The sequence below is a fragment of the Methylophilus sp. genome (genome assembly GCF_008015755.1).
Lineage (GTDB): Bacteria > Pseudomonadota > Gammaproteobacteria > Burkholderiales > Methylophilaceae > Methylophilus.
The window spans coordinates 20,604-41,536 of sequence record NZ_SSGF01000002.1 but is presented as its reverse complement, the minus strand read 5'-3'; the positions used below and the strand labels follow the sequence as shown (position 1 = coordinate 41,536).

The 20,933-nt window shown below is 51.1% G+C and carries 19 protein-coding genes; 12 read left to right on the top strand and 7 right to left on the bottom strand.

Going from position 1 to position 20,933, the window contains the following annotated elements; genetic code table 11:
* Position 1: 1 nt before the first annotated feature.
* From mutL to E6Q52_RS00475, 3 genes are all read left to right on the top strand, one after another.
* Positions 2–1,882: a DNA mismatch repair endonuclease MutL gene (mutL, locus tag E6Q52_RS00480; RefSeq protein ID WP_292817460.1), complete on the top strand. Its 1,881-nt coding sequence runs from the start codon at positions 2–4 to the stop codon at positions 1,880–1,882.
* A 5-nt stretch (positions 1,883–1,887) separates the two neighbouring features.
* Positions 1,888–2,229: an energy transducer TonB gene (locus tag E6Q52_RS13130; protein ID WP_367124632.1), complete on the top strand. Its 342-nt coding sequence runs from the start codon at positions 1,888–1,890 to the stop codon at positions 2,227–2,229.
* A gap of 172 nt (positions 2,230–2,401) precedes the next feature.
* On the top strand, positions 2,402–2,977 hold the full coding sequence (locus tag E6Q52_RS00475; protein WP_292817287.1) for a PEP-CTERM sorting domain-containing protein: 576 nt from the start codon (positions 2,402–2,404) through the stop codon (positions 2,975–2,977).
* A gap of 55 nt (positions 2,978–3,032) precedes the next feature.
* On the opposite strand, the gene E6Q52_RS00470 is transcribed toward E6Q52_RS00475, so the two are convergent.
* From E6Q52_RS00470 to E6Q52_RS00450, 5 genes are all read right to left on the bottom strand, one after another.
* Complete coding sequence (locus E6Q52_RS00470; RefSeq protein ID WP_292817285.1) at positions 3,033–3,746, bottom strand: SAM-dependent methyltransferase; 714 nt, start codon at positions 3,744–3,746, stop codon at positions 3,033–3,035.
* A gap of 102 nt (positions 3,747–3,848) precedes the next feature.
* A complete protein-coding gene (locus E6Q52_RS00465; RefSeq protein WP_292817283.1) occupies positions 3,849–5,288 on the bottom strand; it encodes a DUF4139 domain-containing protein in 1,440 nt (479 codons plus the stop codon).
* Between the two features lie 90 nt (positions 5,289–5,378).
* A complete protein-coding gene (locus E6Q52_RS00460; RefSeq protein WP_292817281.1) occupies positions 5,379–5,975 on the bottom strand; it encodes a Maf family nucleotide pyrophosphatase in 597 nt (198 codons plus the stop codon).
* A gap of 51 nt (positions 5,976–6,026) precedes the next feature.
* Positions 6,027–7,880, bottom strand: a complete 1,854-nt coding sequence (gene oadA, locus E6Q52_RS00455) for a sodium-extruding oxaloacetate decarboxylase subunit alpha (RefSeq protein WP_292817279.1) — start codon at positions 7,878–7,880, stop codon at positions 6,027–6,029.
* Positions 7,881–7,918: 38 nt separating this feature from the next.
* Complete coding sequence (locus E6Q52_RS00450) at positions 7,919–9,337, bottom strand: acetyl-CoA carboxylase biotin carboxylase subunit (protein ID WP_292817277.1); 1,419 nt, start codon at positions 9,335–9,337, stop codon at positions 7,919–7,921.
* A 332-nt stretch (positions 9,338–9,669) separates the two neighbouring features.
* On the opposite strand from E6Q52_RS00450, the gene E6Q52_RS00445 reads away from it, so the two are divergent.
* The 8 genes from E6Q52_RS00445 to fabF all read left to right on the top strand — a co-directional run bounded on the left by E6Q52_RS00445 (position 9,670) and on the right by fabF (position 16,107).
* Positions 9,670–10,176: a YceD family protein gene (locus E6Q52_RS00445; protein ID WP_292817275.1), complete on the top strand. Its 507-nt coding sequence runs from the start codon at positions 9,670–9,672 to the stop codon at positions 10,174–10,176.
* 179 nt (positions 10,177–10,355) lie between these two features.
* Positions 10,356–10,535, top strand: a complete 180-nt coding sequence (gene rpmF, locus E6Q52_RS00440; protein ID WP_018985326.1) for a 50S ribosomal protein L32 — start codon at positions 10,356–10,358, stop codon at positions 10,533–10,535.
* 148 nt (positions 10,536–10,683) lie between these two features.
* Positions 10,684–11,736: a phosphate acyltransferase PlsX gene (gene plsX, locus E6Q52_RS00435; RefSeq protein WP_292817273.1), complete on the top strand. Its 1,053-nt coding sequence runs from the start codon at positions 10,684–10,686 to the stop codon at positions 11,734–11,736.
* A 48-nt stretch (positions 11,737–11,784) separates the two neighbouring features.
* Entirely contained in the window at positions 11,785–12,726 is a 942-nt protein-coding gene (locus tag E6Q52_RS00430) for a beta-ketoacyl-ACP synthase III (RefSeq protein WP_292817271.1), read from the top strand.
* 96 nt (positions 12,727–12,822) lie between these two features.
* Positions 12,823–13,755, top strand: a complete 933-nt coding sequence (fabD, locus tag E6Q52_RS00425; RefSeq protein ID WP_292817269.1) for an ACP S-malonyltransferase — start codon at positions 12,823–12,825, stop codon at positions 13,753–13,755.
* A 2-nt stretch (positions 13,756–13,757) separates the two neighbouring features.
* Positions 13,758–14,498, top strand: a complete 741-nt coding sequence (fabG, locus tag E6Q52_RS00420) for a 3-oxoacyl-ACP reductase FabG (RefSeq protein ID WP_292817267.1) — start codon at positions 13,758–13,760, stop codon at positions 14,496–14,498.
* Between the two features lie 86 nt (positions 14,499–14,584).
* Positions 14,585–14,821 (top strand): acyl carrier protein, encoded by a 237-nt coding sequence (gene acpP / locus E6Q52_RS00415; RefSeq protein ID WP_019882196.1) that lies wholly within the window; start codon positions 14,585–14,587, stop codon positions 14,819–14,821.
* 53 nt (positions 14,822–14,874) lie between these two features.
* Positions 14,875–16,107 (top strand): beta-ketoacyl-ACP synthase II, encoded by a 1,233-nt coding sequence (gene fabF / locus E6Q52_RS00410; protein WP_292817265.1) that lies wholly within the window; start codon positions 14,875–14,877, stop codon positions 16,105–16,107.
* 63 nt (positions 16,108–16,170) lie between these two features.
* Here fabF and tpx (E6Q52_RS00405) read toward each other — a convergent pair whose 3' ends face one another.
* Together tpx (E6Q52_RS00405) and tpx (E6Q52_RS00400) are read right to left on the bottom strand one after the other, a co-directional pair.
* Positions 16,171–16,674: a thiol peroxidase gene (tpx, locus tag E6Q52_RS00405; RefSeq protein ID WP_292817263.1), complete on the bottom strand. Its 504-nt coding sequence runs from the start codon at positions 16,672–16,674 to the stop codon at positions 16,171–16,173.
* A gap of 89 nt (positions 16,675–16,763) precedes the next feature.
* Positions 16,764–17,270 carry a thiol peroxidase gene (tpx, locus tag E6Q52_RS00400; protein WP_292817261.1) on the bottom strand — a complete coding sequence of 169 codons (507 nt, stop codon included), beginning with the start codon at positions 17,268–17,270 and terminating at the stop codon, positions 16,764–16,766.
* A gap of 181 nt (positions 17,271–17,451) precedes the next feature.
* On the opposite strand from tpx (E6Q52_RS00400), the gene dnaE reads away from it, so the two are divergent.
* Positions 17,452–20,931, top strand: coding sequence for a DNA polymerase III subunit alpha (gene dnaE / locus E6Q52_RS00395; RefSeq protein WP_292817259.1), 3,480 nt, complete (start codon positions 17,452–17,454; stop codon positions 20,929–20,931).
* The last annotated feature ends 2 nt before the right edge of the window (positions 20,932–20,933 follow it).

Here is a 20,933-nt window from a genome sequence, read left to right as displayed (position 1 = left end):
GATGAAAATCCACCTATTACCCGACCAACTGATTTCACAAATTGCTGCTGGAGAGGTGGTCGAGCGCCCGGCCTCTGCGCTTAAAGAGTTACTAGAAAACAGTGTGGATGCAGGCAGTACGCAGATTCAAGTGGCGCTGCAGCAAGGTGGCATCAAGTTGCTTAAAGTCAGTGATGATGGGCATGGCATTGCCAAAGATGACCTGGCGCTGGCGCTGACTCGCCATGCCACCAGCAAGATTCAAAGTCTGGAAGACCTGGAGCAAGTTGGTAGTTTGGGCTTCAGGGGCGAGGCGCTGGCCAGTATTGCCTCTATTTCGCGCACGGTGCTCACTAGTCGCCAACAAGCGGCCAGCCATGCCTGGCAAATTGCTGCCGAGGGCACACACGGCCAAGCAATCAGTCCGGCTGCGCTAGATGCGGGCACCATTGTTGAAGTGCATGATTTGTACTTTAACACCCCGGCGCGGCGCAAGTTTCTTAAAACTGAAAACACCGAGTTTGGTCATTGCGAAGATGCGTTTACGCGTGTGGCTTTGTCACGCCCGAACGTCGGCTTTTTATTGCAGCATAACGGCAAGGCTATCTCGCGTTTGGCGGCCAATACACCACAACAACGCATCACCGATGTACTCGGTAGCGAGTTTGCGGCGCAAAGTGTTTGGCTAGAGGAAGAGAGCGGTGGTTTGCGCCTGTGGGGTATGACCGCGTCACCGACGTATCAACGCCATAGCCGCGATAGCCAGTATGTATTTGTGAATGGCCGTTTTGTGCGCGACAAGTTGATTGCTCACGCGATTAAACAAGCCTATCAAGATGTGTTGCACGGCGACAAACATCCGGCTTTTGTGCTGTTTTTAGAGCTTGATCCATCCTTAGTCGATGTCAACGTACACCCAGCCAAAACTGAGGTGCGTTTTCGTGAGTCGCAAGCGGTGCATCGCTTTATTTTCCATAGCTTGCACAAAGCATTAGGCAAAACCTCGGCTGAGATTCAAGCCAGTCAGCCTGTGCAAGCACCGTTCAACCCGTTTCGGCCAACGAATATGCCCGCTTTTAATATGCCGCGTGAACAGGTTGAAATGCCCCTGCAAAGCCGCTCCGTCTTTAGCGGCGACTATCAACCGAGTGTTAGCAATGGCGCAGCGCTGGCGCAGCAATTTTACGGCCAGCTCTATGGTGATTTAAACCCTGCGGTGACGGCTGGGAGTATGGAAGAAAGTCATTCTGCAGCAAGCATGCTGGCAGTCACGCCTGTGATGGCAAGCGCTACCGCAGCAGAAGCACCGCAGCAATATCCCCTAGGTTTCGCGCTTGGTCAATTGCATGGTATTTATATCCTGGCCCAAAACACGCAAGGCATGGTGGTGGTGGATATGCACGCCGCGCATGAGCGCATTATGTATGAGCGCCTGAAAAATGCCCTGAGCGAGCAAGCCATCGCCACGCAGCCATTATTGATACCGATCAGCTTCTACGCCGAAAAGGTCGAAGTCGCTACCTTGCAAAGCCTGCAAGGTAGTGACACCTTACAACAGCTGGGGTTTGATCTGGCGACTTTGTCACCCACCACTATTGCCATCCGCGCCGTGCCAACCATGCTGCAAGACGCCGATGCCGTAGCTTTGGCGCGCGCGGTGTTGCGCGATTTGCATGAGTATGGCGCGAGCCGCGTATTGCTAGAACGCCAAAACGAAGTATTAGGTACCATGGCCTGCCATGCCGCTGTGAGAGCCAACCGGCAGCTTACCGTCACCGAAATGAACGCCTTGCTGAGAGACATGGAAGCCACCGAGCGCAGCGGCCAGTGTAACCACGGCAGACCGACCTGGTTTCAGGTCAGTTTGAATGAATTGGATAAGATGTTTATGCGCGGGCAATAACTTTAATGAATAAGTTGTTATTGGGTATATTTTTTACGTTCGTTTCATTTGCTTCTCATGCTTCTGAATCTGCGACTTGCGGAGAGGCTAATGGGGCTGCCTCAATCAAGGATAGATTAGAGTACCCTCTGGAGTCCCGAAGATTAAGGGAGGAGGGGAAAACGATTTTGAAGGTGTTTGTGGATAAAACGGGCCATCTCGTTGAGGTCAAATTACATGAATATAGTGGATTTAGTCGATTAGACGAAGCGGCGATAGCGTCAGTCAAATCTTTTGTTTTATTTCTGCAAAAAAAGCAGGAGAGCCTTTTAGTGCCTGGTTTCTTGTGCCGATTACCTTTAAATTAAACGAGTAAAAATTTAAATTATTCATGGTAAAAAAGCCTCGATGTTTCGAGGCTTTTTCGCATTTAAACCACGGTCACTTTAATAGCCGCAACTCTATAGCATTAACTCATTGCAAATATTGTTAATATAAGTTAATAATAATGAACTTTATTGTTAATTTTGGAGAGTGAAGATGAAATTGTTTAAACATTCATACAAGCAAGGCATGGCTGCATTATTGGGTTTAGCCATGTTGAGCGGTGTTGCGACCAGTGCACAGGCGGCGACTGTTTCAGAAGGCGTTGCGACTATCCCAGGCACTTTTTTATTCGATTTTGATGCTGGCTCATTGGCTGGTGCGGGTCCAGATGTTTGGTGGGAGCAAATGACGACGACTAGCCGTGCGTTGATGCCTTACTCAACAGCGCAACTCGCTTATGTTGGCCAAGTAGGGGTTGGCGGTTTAAGTTTTAATGCGTTGACCGTGAGCGACCTCGAGGCATTAACTTATTCTTCTACAGGCATTAGTGGTGGCGATGTAGGCAGTTTGTTGACGGCTAACTCAGTATTTGCCGTGAAAACGGATGCGGGTAACTATGGCAAGGTGTTGGTGACTTTCCCGTTCTTCCAAGCCTATCAAAACAATGGTTTGGGTGTTTACTGGGTCACGATGACACCGACAACGCCGGTGCCTGAGGCAGATACCTACAGTATGTTGCTGGCTGGGTTTGCTTTGATGGCAGCGGTTGTTCGCCGCCGTACCGCCTAATAGCTGATTGCTTGTTGTGGGAAGCCCCGCCTAGTGCGGGGCTTTTTTGTGCTTGTTATGCGAGTAGCAAAAACACGGTCGGTTTTTTGTGTACATCGGGTAACGCTGCTTTTTTCCACTCGGCGATGGTTTTAGTCACAATCATTTCATCGGGTGCCGTGATGTTGCAGGCTACGCATAGGCGTGTTTGCGCTTGTAAGTGATCAATCAGGTCTTCCAGCACATGCTGGTTGCGGTAGGGCGTTTCAATAAACAGTTGGGTGGCTTGCTGTTTTCTTGAGTCAAATTCAATGCCTTTGATGGTTTTGATGCGTTCAGCTTTTTCACTGGGCAAGTAGCCTAAAAAGGTAAAGCGTTGGCCATTGAGGCCGCTGGCCATCAAGCCCAGTAACAAGCTGCTAGGGCCGACTAATGGCGCCACGCGTATGCCTTTATGGTGTGCAACAGCTGCCAGTGCGGCGCCGGGATCAGCGATACCAGGGCAGCCTGCTTCACTCATCAAGCCGACATCCAAGCCTTGTTGTAAGGGTTGTAATAGTTTTGCCAGCTCTTTGTTGGGCGTATCTTTGGTCAGCACTGTGAGGCTTAACTCGCGCATAGACACCGGATGTCCGCTGGCGGCGATAATCTGGCGTGCGGTTTTTTCGTTTTCGACGATGAAATGGTGCAAGCTGTGTATGCGTTGAACGACCTCTGCCGGGAGCACTTGTTGTGGCGTGGTGCCTTCAGCGAGTGGGGCAGGGATAAAGAATAAGGTACCAGTGGCCATAGTATTCGGTTTATTGTAAAAACTGGATTATCCCACGCTGGCGCATAAAAAAAGCATTCTTTTGCAAGAATGCTTTTTTGTCGTGCGATGGGTGCTGCGGGCTTAATACTTCACTTGCACACGGTATTTGAGTGTCACATCACTTTCAGCAGGCACATTGACTTGCCAGGTGGCTTGGTGTGCACTGGTTTTTTTGTGTGGCTGAGATTCATTAAGTATTTTCCAGTCGCCATTGAGCGGCTCTTGCAACGTGACCGTTACGGCTTCTTTTTTGCCGTTATGCAAGGTAATGGCATAAGCGCTTTCATACAACGGCGCCTGACTGGGTTTGCCCAGGTTTTTAAAGTCGGTTTGTACGCGGTCTGCGGTTACATCAAACGCGTTGCCGAGTTTGAGGCGTACGCTATCGTTTTTAGGCGTGTGGTCAATCTGGTCTTCACCGACAAATTGCGCCGTACCATCGTTGTCTTTTTTATACACACGCATGGTGCCTTTTGGCAGCGGGATACCTAACTTGCTGCTTTCTTTGTTTTCAAACTCTACAAATACCTGCACTTTTTGCTTTTTCTCAATATCACGATAAGCGCCTTGGTAATAATAGTCTGCACCACTGAGCACCAGCTCTTTACGCGCCGGGATATGCTGTGCGGAGAGCAGTGCCACTTGTTTGGTTTGGTTTTCGGCAATGGTGGTGGTGCGTGGCAGTGTATATAAGTGGTACTCGAGCAAGCCTTGCTCGCTAGGCATCGCCACATCGGCCACCATGGCTTCACTGCGCATCATCATGGTTTTGGGGTGAATCACTTCACGCACGCGGTTGACGTCGCCTGCCACCAGTTGCACTTTGGCGTTAGGATAGGCGCTACCGCTGGTGTTGGTGAGTGTGACCCAGCCTGAGAGGTCAATGGCGTCTTCTTTACTGCTGAGTTCGGCCACGTAGTCGGCTTTCCATTGCAGGCCGCCGGTGAGGTAGCTGAGCTCCAAGTTGCTTTGTTCAGCACCCTTGTATTGCACTTGCGTGGTCAAGGTGGGGCGGTCTTTGAGCTGGCCGGGCACGTTAGGGTAAGCGATGCGGCCTGGAATACCTGTTTCAATGCGGTTGCCGATTTTGAGCACCACGCCATCTTGTGCAGACAGCACGGTGGCGGTTTCTTCTGTCTCAGCGCCTGTGCTGGGGTTGGTGCGGATAATCGTCACTTGCTGGCCTACGTTTTTCTCCAGCAGTTTTTGCGGGGTGAGCAGGTCAAAGTCGAAGTTTTGCTCCAGCACCTGCAAGTTGCTATTGGGCAGCAGGCTGCGCAGCAAGGCGGTTTCTGACTTGATCTGAGCGCTGACATCACGGAATGACAGGGCAGACAAGCCCGGATTCAAGTGGAGTTTACGGCTGTCTTTCACCAATGCCAGATCTTCGTTATAAATGGTCACGGCCATACTGGTTTGGTCAGATTGCGGGCTAACCGTGGCAGATTCTGCTTGTGCGATGGACGGACTGCACAGTGAAACACTACCTAAAGAAAAAAACAGCAGGGAGCTGAGTCGCATGGGTGATCCTCTCGTTGTTATTAAGTGCTTGCACTTGAGACCCACATAACGCAACAGCCGTTCAAAAGTTAACGTGTCTGTGAGTCTGCGTTAGGTTGGTGAGTGTGATAATACATCGATGCCCGCTTGTTGCAGCATATTGACCAGTGCAATCAATGGTAAGCCTATCAATGCGTTAGGGTCGTCTCCGCGCATATAGTCGAGCAGGGCAATGCCCATGCCCTCAGATTTGGCGCTGCCCGCGCAGTCGTAGGGCTGTTCCAGCCGCAGATAGCTATCAATCTGGGCTAGGCTCAGTGTCTTAAATTTTACAAAATAAGGCACGATGGTCGATTGCATGTGCTGATGACGGCTATCGTACAAACACAGCGCGCTATGAAAAATCACTTCTTTGCCGCTGAGCGTGGTCAATTGCTTGACCGCATTTTCGTGATTGCCAGGTTTGCCGATCTGCAAGCCATCGACCGTAGCCACCTGATCGCAACCGATAATCAGCGCATGCGCTTGGCTCTCTGCCACTTTGCGTGCTTTGGCTTCGGCTAGCCTTAACGAGGTTTGCGCAGGGTTTTCATCTGGCAACGGTGTTTCGTCAATGTCAGGTGAAATGCATTCAAACGGCAAATGTAGCTTTTGCAGCACTTCGCGGCGATAACGTGAAGATGAGGCGAGGATGAGGGGGGTTGTCATGGGTAAAAGCAAAAATCCCTGAATTGCTTCAGGGATTTTTGTCTATCTGCATTATTCCGGTTGAATTTCAATCAGTGATTCGTCTGGAGTGACATTATCACCTTTGGCAACATGGATAGCCACTACGGTGCCTGATTTACTGGCCTGGATTTCGTTTTCCATTTTCATGGCTTCAATGACCAGCACACCATCGCCTGCATTCACTTTGTCACCGACATTGACTTTGACGGTCACGATAGTGCCTGGCATGGCCGTGGTCACACAACCTGGGTGGCTAGGGCGCGGGCGACCACTGGCGGCAACAGCCGCTTTTTTCTTGCCACCACTTGCGCCATTATTACCGCCGCCGCTGACTTCCATCTCGTTGAGTGTTTCTACAAACACTTCTTCTGAGATGCCATCCACTTTGACGTAATATGGCTTGCGCTCTTCACCGGCATGGCCGCTACCAGTCAGTTTGATATGATAGGTTTCACCGTGCAGTGTGATATTGAACTCATTAGGCGCGTAGCGGGCCGCAGCCGTTTGTTGCGTGACTGCATCTTTGCTCAACAAAGGCTCTGGTTTCAACGAGCCCGCATTGCGCTCCTGCAAGAAGGTTTGGCCAATATCCGGGAACATAGCGTATGTGAGTACGTCTTGTTCGTTGTTGGCAAAACGCTCGGCCTCAGACTGCAATCTGACCATTTCTGGTTGCAACAAATCAGCCGGGCGGCAGGTAATCACTTCAGCATCGCCAACCGCCTGCTTACGTACGTCTGCATTCACCGCCGCTGGCGCTTTACCATATTGACCCAACAGGTAGTTTTTCACTTCGTTGGTGATGGACTTGTAACGGCCACCGGTCAACACGTTTAACACCGCCTGGGTGCCGACGATTTGTGAGGTTGGTGTCACCAACGGAGGATAGCCCAAGTCCTGGCGTACGCGAGGAATTTCGGCCAGCACTTCATCCATACGGTTGAGCGCGCCTTGTTCTTTTAACTGGTTAGACAGATTGGAAATCATGCCACCCGGAACCTGGTTAACCAGCACGCGCGTATCCACACCGGTGAACTCGCTCTCAAACTGCCAGTATTTTTTGCGTACTTCTTTAAAGTAGGCAGTGATTTCCTGCAGTTTGCCTAAGTCGAGGCCGGTGTCGTACTCAGTGCCTTTTAAAGCGGCAACCAGGCTCTCGGTGGTTGGATGGCTCGCGCCTTCAGAGAATGAGGAGTTACAGGTGTCGATAATATCAACACCGTTTTCCACGCTTTTGAGCATGACCATGCTGGCCAAGCCTGAAGTGGCGTGGCTATGCATGTGGATAGGCAAGCTCACCGCGGCTTTTAATGCTTTAACCAGTTCACCCGCCATGGTCGGCGTCAGCAAACCAGCCATGTCTTTCACGCCGATGCTGTCGCAGCCCAGCGCTTCGAGCTCTTTCGCCATATTGACGAAGTAAGCCACGTTATGCACAGGACTGGTAGTGAAAGATAAGGTGCCGATGGCGTGTTTTTTCACTGATTTAACGGCTTCAATCGCTGTTTTCAGGTTGCGGATGTCGTTCATCGCATCAAAAATGCGGAAGACATCGACGCCTGTGTCTGCGGCTTGTTTCACAAACGCATGCACCACATCGTCTGAATAATGACGGTAGCCTAGCAAGTTCTGGCCGCGCAACAGCATATTGATCGGCGTATTAGGCAAAGCCTTACGCAGGCTGCGCAGGCGCTCCCAAGGGTCTTCTTTCAAAAAGCGCACGCAGGCGTCAAAGGTGGCACCGCCCCAGGCTTCCAGTGACCAGAAACCAATTTCATCCAGTTTGCTGGCAATCGGCAGCATATCTTCGGTACGCATGCGCGTCGCGATCAGGGATTGATGGCCATCTCTTAAAACGAGTTCGGTGACATGTATTTTGCTCATAATCTTATCGATCTAATTAATATCTGCAATACGGTTAATCAAATGCCTTCGTGGGCTGCAATCGCGGCAGCGATCGCTGCGGCCATCAGTTCTTTTGGGAGTCCGACGTCATACTCGGTCAGCTCCGGGTGTTGCTCTACAAAGCTGGTGTTGAAGTCAGCCGCCCTAAAGTCAGGGTGTAACATGATCTGCTGGTAGTAAGGAATCGTTGTTTTGACGCCATAAACTACCATGTCATTCAGCGCACGGCGACCGCGCTCAATCACACCCTCCCAGTCCAATGCCCAAACAGTGAGCTTGGCACACATGGAGTCGTAGTAAGGTGGAATCACATAGCCGCTGTAAATGGCCGCGTCCATACGAACGCCAGGGCCACCCGGCGCGTAGTAGCGTGTAATCTTACCAAAGCTGGGCAAAAAGTCTTTTTGCGGATCTTCAGCATTGATACGGTATTCCATCGCAAAGCCACGGAAGGCGATTTCGCTTTGCTTGTATTGCAATGGCAGGCCAGCCGCGACGCGAATCTGCTGCTGGACGATATCAACGCCAGTAATGGTTTCAGTCACGGTATGTTCCACCTGCAAGCGGGTGTTCATTTCCATGAAGTAAAAATTGTTGTCGGAGTCGAGTAAAAATTCGACTGTGCCCGCATTTTCATAGCCAACCGCTTTAGCTGCCTTGACACCCAGGCCACCAATATAGTCACGCTGTGCTTGGGAAAGTTGTGGTGAAGGAGCGATTTCAATCAGCTTCTGGTTGCGGCGCTGGATAGAACAATCGCGCTCAAACAGATGGATCACGTTGCCATGTGCATCGGCCAGAATCTGCACTTCGATATGGCGCGGATGGACCACGCATTTTTCGAGGAAGACTTCTGGTTTACCAAAGGCTTTGCTGGCTTCAGAAATGACACGGTCATAGTTGCTTAACAACTCTTTTTCGCTATCGCAACGGCGAATACCGCGACCACCACCACCGTTAGTGGCTTTCAGCATCACCGGATAGCCAATTTTATTGGCCAATACCACGGCGGCTTCTAGGGACTCTAGGTTGCCATCACTGCCTGGCACACAAGGGATACCGGCATTGATCATGGCGTTACGCGCCTGAATCTTGTCACCCATCTGGCGAATGACGTCGGCTTCAGGGCCGATGAACTTGATGCCGCGACGGGAACAAACTTCGGCCAACTCTGGATTTTCAGACAAAAAGCCATAGCCAGGGTGCAAGGCATCACAGCCGGCAGCCACCGCGATATTCACTATATTGTGTGCGTTCAGGTAGCCTGCGACTGGGTCAGAACCAATGTTGTAAGCTTCGTCAGCCTTTTTAACATGTAAGGCATGACGGTCAGCATCCGCGTAAATGGCCACAGATTTGATACCCATTTCCGAGCAGGCGCGCACAATGCGTACCGCAATTTCACCGCGATTCGCGACTAAAATTTTCTTAAACACACATTACCCTTAAAGCAAGAAAAAAGGACAGAGTCTTTTAGTAACTCAACCGTTTATTTAATTAGCAACTACTTGTATTTAAAACGCTTTGAGTTGATTTGGTTGTGGTTTTGCAGCAATAAGGCCGTCTGAACGGATGGCCGATTATGCAAACCGGCACCATGAGCGCGCTCATGAAAAGAGCGCCGCGTGATGCGACATCATTATAACAACAAACCGTGGTCTTAAAAAGTAGGGCGTCATTTTTGGCTGTGGCTGGCATGCCGCAGGTCGTCAAGAGAGGCTGAGTTTGTTATAGTGTGAAGATTGTTTATTAAGAGTTTTGGTTGCTTATGACGCGATTTGAGGAGCTGGCCCGGCAGCAGAAAGACACAGAAGGTGAGTTAACGCTTTCATCCTTGCCGCGCTTGCGTGAGGCATTGCTGGCCCTGGGCGTATCCGATGCCGCTGCTTTGTCTGCATTGCGCGTGCATTATCAGTTACAGGGGTTGCCGTCTCGTTTTTTTAGTGAGACTGCTTTGCCGATGTTGTCATTGGATGTGCAGTCTGACTTGCCGTTGGTGTGTCAGCGCTGTTTTGCGCCACTGCCGCAGACGCTGGATTTGCAATTTGAATTTGCACTGTGCGATGAACCGCCAGAAGCGTTGCTTGAAGATGAGCAGGTTGATTGGCTGGAAGAAGATGGAGAAACCACCATAGAGTCACTGGTTGAGGATGAGTTGCTGATGGCCTTGCCGATTGCGGTCATGCATGAGGACGCGTGTGTCAGTTTGCAGCAATCTGCCGGTGAAAAGCCTAATCCTTTTGCGGCGCTCAAGCAGTTAAAGCTGGATAAGTAGGACTTGTTTGCAAACATGCACATGCAAAAAACCAAATTAAAAGCGATATTTGCAGGATTTATTTGCAGTTGTCTCTGGAATATTTTATAATTGCGGATTAGGTAGCATTCTAAGTTTATTTACAACTGCCCTTTAACTTCATTCTCTGAGGTGCGGCGGTTTGATTTTGGAGTATTTAAATGGCAGTTCAGCAAAACAAAAAGACACCGTCCAAGCGTGGTATGCACCGCTCCCACGACTTTTTGACTAACCCACCTTTGGCAATTGAGCCAACGACTGGTGAAGTACATTTGCGTCATCACGTGAGCCCAAACGGTTTTTACCGTGGCCGTAAAGTGATGCCAGCAAAAGGCGAATAATCGCTGCATTAAAGCGTCAAGCTTTAAAACACGCCGCGCAGTAAAATGCGCGGCGTTTGTGTATCTGGCGTAAGCCTCTACTTTTCTAATGCAAGCTGCTGAGGTTCGATAGCAAAGCAGTTTCAGAAAGGTAAATTTGGGAAATAACATGACAACTGGTCAACACGCGCATTCACAAGAAGTAGTGATTGCCATTGATGCCATGGGGGGAGATCACGGTCCACATGTGACGGTGCCTGCGGCAGTGCGTATTTTGAACGAAAATCCTAATCTCAATATTATTCTAGTGGGCTTGCAAGACGCGGTTGAAGCGGAATTGAAAGCTTTACACGTCCAACCCGGTCCGCGTTTGCGTGTGCATCACGCCAGTGAAGTGGTGCTGATGGATGAATCGCCACAAAGCGCAATGAAGAATAAAAAAGATTCTTCTATGCGCGTGGCGATTAATATGGTCAAAACTGGTGAGGCGCAAGCCTGTGTGAGCGCCGGTAATACCGGCGCCTTAATGGCGACCGCGCGCTTTGTGCTGAAAACCTTGCCTGGGATCGACCGTCCGGCGATTGCCTCGACCTTGCCTTCTGAAAATGGCAGCACATTTATGCTCGACTTGGGCGCTAACGCTGACTGTACGCCGGAACACCTCTATCAGTTTGCCATTATGGGTGCGATGGTGGTGAGTTGTATCAGCAATAAACCTAACCCTACGGTTGGCCTGCTCAATATTGGCTCTGAAGATATCAAAGGCAATGAAGTGGCCAAGCAGGCAGCTGAATTGCTGCGTGGCAGCCATTTGAATTTTTACGGCAATGTTGAAGGCGATGATATTTTCAAGGGCACGACCGATGTGGTGGTGTGTGATGGCTTTGTTGGTAATGTGGCGCTCAAAACCACTGAGGGTTTGGCGCATATGATGGGCAAGTTCTTGACCCAGGAATTCAAGCGCAACTGGTTGACTAAGCTCATGGCGCTGGGCGCTTTTCCGGTATTAAAAGCTTTTAAAAAGCGTCTGGATCCGCGTCGTTATAATGGCGCCAGTTTTCTGGGCTTGCGTGGCATTGTCGTGAAGAGCCATGGTGGGGCGGATAGCGTCGGTTTTTATCATGCCATTCATGTGGCGATGGAAGAGGCGCAGAGCGGCGTGTTAAAGCGTATTCAGGCACAGCTTGAGATCGAGCACCTGACCACATCCGAGCCTTCCTGAGCCCCATTCAGTTAGCTAATTTGACCCAATTAAGGCATAATCGTACGAATGATTAACGCACGAATCGCAGGCACTGGCAGTTATCTGCCGCCCACTATTTTAACCAACGCCGAACTGGAAAAGATGGTTGATACCACGGATGAGTGGATCTTTGCCAGAACCGGTATTAAGCAGCGACATCGTGTCACGGATGAACGCACCAGTGATCTGGCTACCGAGGCCGCACGTCATGCCATCGAAGCCGCTGGCATTCAGGCGCAGGATATCGACCTCATTATTGTGGCAACGACCACACCGGACAAGATTTTTCCGAGTGTAGCGACTATGGTGCAACGCAAATTAGGCATTAGCGGTTGCCCGGCGTTTGACATACAAGCGGTTTGTAGCGGCTTTGTGTATGCGTTGACCACTGCCCATCAATTTATCAAGTCTGGTCAATATCGCAATGTGCTTGTGATTGGTGCCGATACCTTTACCCGTATCACCGACTACAGCGACCGCAGCAATTGCATTTTGTGGGGCGATGGCGCAGGGGCCGTGATCTTACAAGCCAGCGAAGAACCTGGCGTGCTCTCTACTCATATCCATGCCGATGGCAATTATGAAACCTATCTGCATGTGCCGCGCAAAGAGGATGGCCCGGACACCGTGGTGATGGAAGGCAATGCTGTGTTTAAAATGGCGGTCAATACGCTGGACCAGATTGTGGATGAAACCTTGGCTGCGAACCAGATGCAAAAGTCTGACATCGACTGGCTGGTGCCGCATCAGGCCAATATCCGCATTTTGCAAGCCACCGCCAAAAAGTTGGATATGCCGATGGAGAAGGTGGTGGTCACCGTGGACCAGCATGGCAATACTTCTGCGGCTTCTATTCCGTTGGCGCTAGACACCGCGGTGCGTGATGGCCGTATTCAGCGCGGGCATCTGTTGCTGATGGAGGCGTTTGGTGGCGGCTTTACCTGGGGTTCTGCATTGGTGAAGTATTAAGTCGTTACTTGATACCCGGCCGTGAAGTTTTTTGTGTGCAGGCGTCATATAAATGATGGCCTGCATATTGTTTTAGTCAATACGTGATCAAAAATTATGTCTACATTTGCTTTTTTCTTTCCAGGCCAGGGCTCACAGTCCGTGGGTATGATGCAGGGGCTTGAGGCCCACGCCATTATTAAACAAACCTTTGATGAAGCCTCAGCGGTGTTGGGTGTCGATTTCTGGAAAATGGCGACAGAGGCCAACGATGAAATTAACCTGACCGAAAACACACAGCCTATCATGCTCACTGCAGGGGTTGCTACCTGGCGTGTTTACCAGGCGCTGGGCGGCCAGTTGCCAACGGCGATGGCGGGTCACAGTCTGGGTGAATATACCGCACTGGTAGCGGCCAATGCGATTTCATTTGCAGATGCGTTACCACTGGTCAAGTTCCGTGCCCAGGTCATGCAGCAAGCGGTGCCTGAAGGTCAGGGCGCCATGGCTGCGATTTTAGGGCTGGATGACGAGACTGTTCGTGCCGTGTGCGCCGAAGCCGCGCAGGGCCAGGTGGTGCAGGCGGTGAACTTTAACTCACCAGGTCAAGTGGTCATCGCAGGTGACAAGGCGGCTGTTGAGCGGGGCATGGAGTTAGCTAAAGCCAAAGGCGCTAAACGTGCCTTGCCGTTGCCTGTGAGCGTGCCGTCACACTGTGACTTGATGAAGCCTGCTGCCGAAAAGTTGCGCGAATACCTGCAGAACGTGGACGTGCAAGCGCCTGTGGTGCCAGTGTTACACAATGCCGATGTGGCTGCGTATAGCGATGCGGCGCAAATTAAAGACGCTTTGGTGCGTCAATTGCACAACCCGGTACGCTGGGTAGAGACGGTGCAGCAGTTAGCCGCACAAGACGTGTTAGCTGCGGCAGAGTGTGGTCCAGGCAAGGTGCTGGCTGGTTTAGCCAAGCGCATCGTGGCCGACATGACCTGTGTCGCACTGGTGAATGATGAATCTGTGCAAGCATTTGTTGCACAACAAGGGGAATAATGATGTCGAATCAGCAAGTAGCATTGGTGACTGGCGCAAGCCGCGGGATTGGAGCTGCCATTGCGCAAGCCTTGGGTAAACAAGGTGCTTTTGTCGTGGGGACGGCCACTTCCGCCAGTGGCGCAGAGGCGATTACTGCGCATTTGAAAGCCGCTGGTGTGAACGGCGTGGGTCTAGCGCTGGATGTGACGCAGCCAGAGCAAATCGAAGCGGTTTTAAAGCAGATTGCTGAACAGTATGGTGAAGTCTCCATCCTAGTCAACAATGCAGGCATTACTAAAGATACCTTGTTGATGCGCATGAAAGATGAAGATTGGGATGCGGTATTAAATACTAATCTCAAGTCGGTTTTCCGCATGAGCCAGGCAGTATTGCGTCCGATGATGAAAGCGCGCCAAGGTCGCATCATTAATATTTCTAGCGTGGTCGGCCATATGGGCAATGCTGGGCAAGTTAACTATGCGGCGGCCAAGGCTGGTATGACGGGTTTTACCAAATCGATGGCGCAAGAGGTGGGTAGCCGTGGCATCACGGTGAACTGTGTGGCGCCAGGCTTTATTGAAACCGATATGACTGCCGAGCTGCCAGAAGAGATCAAAGCCAAAATGCTGGAACGCATTGCGGTAGGCCGTTTAGGCCAGGTGGATGAAATTGCGGCCACGGTTGCTTTCCTGGCGTCGTCTGCCGCAGCCTACATTACAGGTGAAACCATCCACGTTAATGGCGGCATGTATTGCGCTTAATACAGAGTTTCTTTGGTATTCTGGGCAAGTTTTGCTAGAATATCGGTTTACTGAACATGACACTTATCAACAAAGGGGTATTTTAGATGTCCGACATCGAACAACGCGTAAAGAAAATCGTTTGTGAACAATTAGGTGCAAACGAAGCTGACGTTAAAAACACATCATCTTTCGTGGATGATCTGGGTGCAGATTCTCTGGACACCGTAGAATTGGTGATGGCTTTGGAAGAAGAATTCGATTGCGAAATTCCTGACGACGAAGCAGAAAAAATCACAACCGTGCAGCAAGCGATTGATTACGTCAACGCAAACCTCAAGTAATTCATTGACTTCATTCTTCAATCAGCCCTCGCAAGAGGGCTGATTTCTATATTATGACGAAACGCAGAGTAGTAGTAACTGGCTTGGGCGTGGTGTCTCCAGTAGGGATTGGTACCCAAACCGCTTGGGACAATCTGGTTGCTGGTCAATCAGGCATTACCCGCATCACCAAATTTGACCCCACACCATTCGCTTCGCAAATTGCAGGCGAAGTGAAAGGCTTTAACGCGGAAGACTTTATTCCAGCCAAAGATGCCCGTCGTATGGATACGTTTATCCAGTATGGCTTGGCCGCTGGGTTGGAAGCCTTCCGCGACTCCGGCCTGGAGGTGACTGACGCCAATGCAGAGCGCATCGGCGTCACCATCGGCTCCGGCATTGGTGGTTTAGGCCTGATCGAGTCCACAAACGACAGTTATGATGAAGGTGGCCCTCGCAAGATTTCGCCATTCTTTATCCCTGGCACCATTATCAATATGATTTCAGGCAACCTGTCGATCATGCTGGGCTTAAAAGGCCCGAATATCGCCGTGGTCACGGCCTGTACCACAGGCACACATAGCATTGGTGAAGCTGCGCGTATGATTGAATACGGTGATGCTGACGTGATGGTGGCTGGTGGCGCTGAAGCCGCGATCACCGAACTGAGCGTGGGTGGCTTTGCCTCTGCGAGAGCCTTGTCTAATCGCAATGATGATCCGGCAACCGCCAGTCGTCCCTGGGATAAAGACCGTGATGGCTTTGTCATTGGTGAAGGTGCTGGCGTGATGGTGCTTGAAGAATATGAGCATGCCAAAGCCCGTGGTGCCAGAATTTACGCTGAAGTGGCTGGTTACGGTTTAAGTGCCGATGCCTATCACATGACCGCGCCAAATATGGATGGTCCACGCCGGTCCATGGTAAACGCTCTGAAAAATGCAGGCGTTAATCCTGACCAGGTGCAGTTTATGAATGCGCATGGCACGTCGACACCGTTGGGTGACACCAATGAAACCAACGCGATTAAAGCCACGTTTGGAGATCACGCTTATAAACTGGTAGTGAACTCTACCAAGTCTATGACGGGGCACTTATTGGGTGGTGCGGGTGGTTTGGAGTCTGTCTTTACGGTGTTGTCTATTTATAACCAGATTTCACCACCGACGATCAACTTGTTTAATCAGGACCCAGAATGCGATCTGGATTACTGTGCGAATACCGCACGTGATTTACAGATTGAATATGCCCTGAAAAATAACTTTGGTTTCGGCGGCACGAATGGCAGCCTGTTGTTCAAGCGCGTTTAACTCACATTTTGTGCTAAATAAAAAAGCCAGCATTTGCTGGCTTTTTTATTGCTTACTAATTGCTTATTTCAATACCGCCAATGCAGCCGCGTAGTTAGGCTCATCAGCAATCTCGCCTACCAGTTCGCTATGCAACACTTTATTGTTTTCATCCAGCACAACCACTGCACGTGCTGTTAAGCCCGCCAGGCTGCTGTCAGTGATGAGTACACCGTAGTCGGTGGCAAATTTTGCCGTATCACGGAAAGTAGACAGGGTGACGACGTTTTCCAGGCCTTCTGCGCCGCAGAAACGGCTTTGTGCAAATGGCAAGTCAGCAGACACACACAGTACAACAGTGTTGTTCACGCTGCTGGCCTCTTTGTTAAAGGTGCGCACTGAAGTCGCGCAGGTTGGTGTATCAATACTAGGGAAAATGTTGAGGACTTTACGCTTGCCAGCATAAGCATCCAAGCCAACCAAGTTGCGTTTGGCATCTGCCAGTTGAAAAGCTGGGGCAGCATCACCTGCTGCCAAGAATTTACCGCCAACGGCGACCGGGTTACCTTTAAGCGTTACGCTTGCCATAATCTTCTCCAAAAACGTGATTGATGAGTATTAAACGAACACTTTAACGTGTCAGGCAATGTCAATCAACCACATAAAAAGTAAGGGAATCACTTTTGCAGTGCCGCCAGGGCGGCGGCATAGTCTGGTTCGCTGGTTAATTCTTTGACCAGTTCGACATGCAATACGCGATCATTTTCGTCGGCCACCATCAGCACGCGTGCAGGCAACCCCGCCAGTTTGCTGGTCATCATCAACACACCATAGTTTTTAAGCATGTCGCGGCCACGCATAGTTGAGAGATGAATACCAGTAGACAGGTTTTCTGCCGCGTAGAAACGCGTCATGGTGAAGGGCAGGTCTGGCGAAATATGCAGCATGACCGTGTTGGGTAAGTTTGCTGTCAGGCTGTCCAGCGTGCGGACGCTGTTGGCGCTGGTGGCAGTGTCTATGCCAGGGAAAAAATGCAAGATTTTGCGCTGGCCGCGAAACGCTTCCAATGACACGTCTTCCAGGTCGTGGTTGACCAGTTGAAAGAAGGGTAAGGTTTGCCCCAGGCCCGGCAAATCGTCTTCAACCAGTATCGGGTCGTCCAGTAAAGCAGTGGCATTCGGCATATCGATGATCTATTCACAAAAACGTCTGACATCATAGAGCATAACGACTGCAGGTTAAGTTTTTTATCACATGTTAACCAGTATGGCTGGCGTGGATGAATCTGGGTTTTTAACGCTGTCAATCAGATTATTTGCACCCGTCATGGGTACAAAAAACCGCGTTGGCGGTTAAAATAAGGCCATGGAAGCGCCTGAAATACCCACCATTCAACCTGCATTTATTCATCTGCGCTGTCACAGTGAGTATTCCATTGTGGACGGCACAGTGCGCATTGACGACTATGTCAAAGCCGCCAAAAACGATGCCATGCCAGCCATTGCGCTGACGGATCTCTCCAACCTGTTCGGCGCAGTCAAGTTCTATAAGGCCGCGCGTGGCAAAGGCTTGAAGCCGATACTGGGTTGCGATGTCTGGATTGAAAATAGCGTACAGCGCGATCAGCCACAACGTTTGCTGTTGCTGGTGCAAAACCCGCAAGGTTACCGCCATTTGTGCGAATTACTCTCTAGGGCTTATCTCGAAAACCAGTACCGTGAACGTGCAGAGATCAAAGCAGCCTGGTTGCTAGAAAAAAATGCCGGTTTGCTGGTGCTCTCAGGGTTCGCGGCAGGTGATGTTGGCCAGGCCTTGCAGGCGGGCAATCAGGCTATGGCCGTGCAATATGCGCAGCAATGGGCACAGGTATTTGCCGGCCGTTATTATCTTGAGGTGCAGCGCGTACACGCGGCGGGCAGTCCAGAGGCCTATGCCCAGGAGCAATTAATCCAGCAGACCGTGCTGCTTGCACAGCAGCTCGATCTACCGGTAGTAGCGACGCATCCGGTGCAATTTCAAACCGCAGATGACTACATGGCGCATGAAGCGCGCACCTGCATTGCCGAGGGCTATGTGTTGGCAGATAAACGCCGTCCACGCAAGTTTGTGGCCACACAGTATGTGAAAAGCCAGGCCGAGATGCAGGCCTTGTTTGCTGATATGCCGCTGGCATTACAAAACTCAGTAGAGATCGCCAAACGCTGCAACTTGATGCTCACACTCGGCAAAAACTATTTGCCGGATTTTCCGACGCCGAACGGCGAAAGCCTGGATGTGTACCTGGTAGAACAGTCAAAACTGGGCCTGGAGCACCGCCTGGCCTATTTATATCCGGATGAGCAACAGCGAGAAGCCAAGCGTCAGGAATATGAAGAGCGCTTGCAATTCGAGTGCGGCATTATTGTGCAGATGGGGTTCCCGGGCTACTTTCTGATCGTGGCGGATTTTATTAACTGGGCCAAAAATAACGGTGTGCCGGTGGGGCCGGGGCGGGGGTCTGGTGCGGGCTCGCTGGTGGCGTACAGCCTGGGCATTACTGACCTGGATCCGCTTAAATACAACCTGCTGTTTGAGCGGTTCTTAAACCCTGAGCGGGTCTCCATGCCCGACTTTGATATTGACTTCTGTATGGAAGGACGAGATCGCGTCATCGATTACGTCAAGCATAAATATGGCTTGGCATCGGTGTCACAGATCGCCACCTTCGGTACCATGGCCGCGAAGGCGGTGATTCGTGACGTGGGCCGCGTGCTGGATTTACCGTTTAACTTCGTGGATGGCATTGCCAAGCTGATTCCGATGGAATTGGGCATCACCTTGGAAGGCGCGCTGGAAAAGGAGCCGCAACTCCAAGAGCGACGCGAAAAAGAGGAAGAGGTCGCAGAATTACTTTCTTTAGCGCTGCGCCTGGAAGGCCTGGTGCGTAACATCGGCATGCACGCTGGCGGCGTGTTGATTGCACCTGGTAAGATTTCTGATTTTTCGCCGGTCTATTGCCAGCCCAATGGTGACAGCCTGGTTAGCCAGTACGACAAAGATGACGTGGAAGCCGTCGGCCTGGTCAAGTTCGACTTTTTGGGCTTGCGAACGCTGACTATCCTCAATATGGCGCTGGAAAACGCCAATGCCCAGCGCGCGCAGGAAGAATTGCCGCCGCTGAGTTTTGAAACCATTCCGCTGGATGATAAACGCAGTTACCACCTACTGAAAACCGCCAATACCACAGCGGTGTTCCAGCTAGAATCGCGTGGCATGAAGGACATGCTCAAACAGGCCAAGCCAGACTTGTTTGAAGATATTATTGCGCTGGTTGCTTTGTATCGCCCGGGCCCGATGGACCTGATTCCTGACTTCTGTCGCCGTAAACACGGGACGCAGCGGGTGGAATATCCGCACGCCTCCACTGAGTCTATCCTGAAAGAAACCTACGGTATCGCCGTGTATCAGGAGCAGGTGATGCAGATCGCGCAGGTGGTGGCGGGCTATAGTCTTGGTGGCGCTGACTTGCTGCGGCGCGCCATGGGTAAGAAAAAGCCCGAAGAAATGGTGCAGCAGCGCGAAATTTTTAACGAAGGCGCACAAAAAAATGGCCTAACGTTGCAGCAGTCTAACGACTTGTTTGACTTGCTGGAAAAATTTGCTGGTTATGGTTTTAACAAGTCGCACGCCGCTGCTTATGCCTTGGTTGCCTATCACACCGCGTATCTCAAGGCCCATTATCCGGCCGCATTTTTGGCCGCCACCATGTCGGCCGACATGAACAACACCGACAACGTGCATACGTTTTTTGATGATTGCGGCGCGAATCAGGTTGAAGTGTTGCCACCGGATGTCAACGCCAGTGTGTACCAGTTTAAGCCGCTGAGCGCGCAGCAAGTGTTATATGGGCTGGGCGCAATTAAAGGTACAGGCTTGGCCGCGATTGAGTTGATCATGGCTTCACGTCAGGCACAAGGACCGTTCAAGGATCTGTTTGATTTTTGTCAGCGTCTGGATTTGCGTAAAGTGAACCGGCGTGTGATCGAGTCGCTGATTCGTGCCGGCGCTTTTGATAAGTTGGAGGCAAACCGTGCCGCCTTGCTGGCCGGGTTGGATACGGCAATTAGTGTGGCTGAGCAAAGTGCTGCACACGCTGGGCAGGACTGCCTGTTTGGCGGTGTGGTTGAAACCCGTCACGCACTGCCCGGTATCCCGCCATGGAGTCCCGAGCAGGCCTTGGTGGAAGAGAAAGTAGCGCTGGGTTTTTACCTCAGCGGTCACCCTTACTTGAGCTACAAATCGCAATTGGGGCCATTTATTAAAGGCAATCTCAGCGATCTCGCGCCGCAAGACCAGCCCAAGCTGCTGGCGGGCGTGGTGATGGGCGTGCGCGTGCGGATGACACAACGGGGCAAGATGGCGATTGTGACGCTTGACGATGCCGTGGGCCGCGTCGATGTGGTCGTTGGCTCAGAATTGCTGATGCAGCATGCGCCGTGGATTAAAGAAGATCAATTGCTGGTGGTCGAAGGCCGTATCAGCAATGACGAGTTCTCAGGGGGCATTCGTGTCAGCGCCAGAAAGCTCTATGACTTAGCGGCAGTCCGTAACCGTTTTGCGCAAATGCTAACGCTGAGCTGCAATGGCAGCTCTGATGTGCAACGCCTGATGAATGTGCTGACACCATATCGCTACGCAGGCGAAGAGCAGAAGCGCTGCCCGATTAAAGTCGACTACCATAACCAGTCGGCGCAAGTGAGCTTGATGTTGGGCGATGACTGGCAAGTCGTCCTCCATGACGACCTGTTGCAGAATTTGCAGGGCTGGTTGTCAAAAGAAAACGTCAAAATCCTTTATAATGCCTAAAC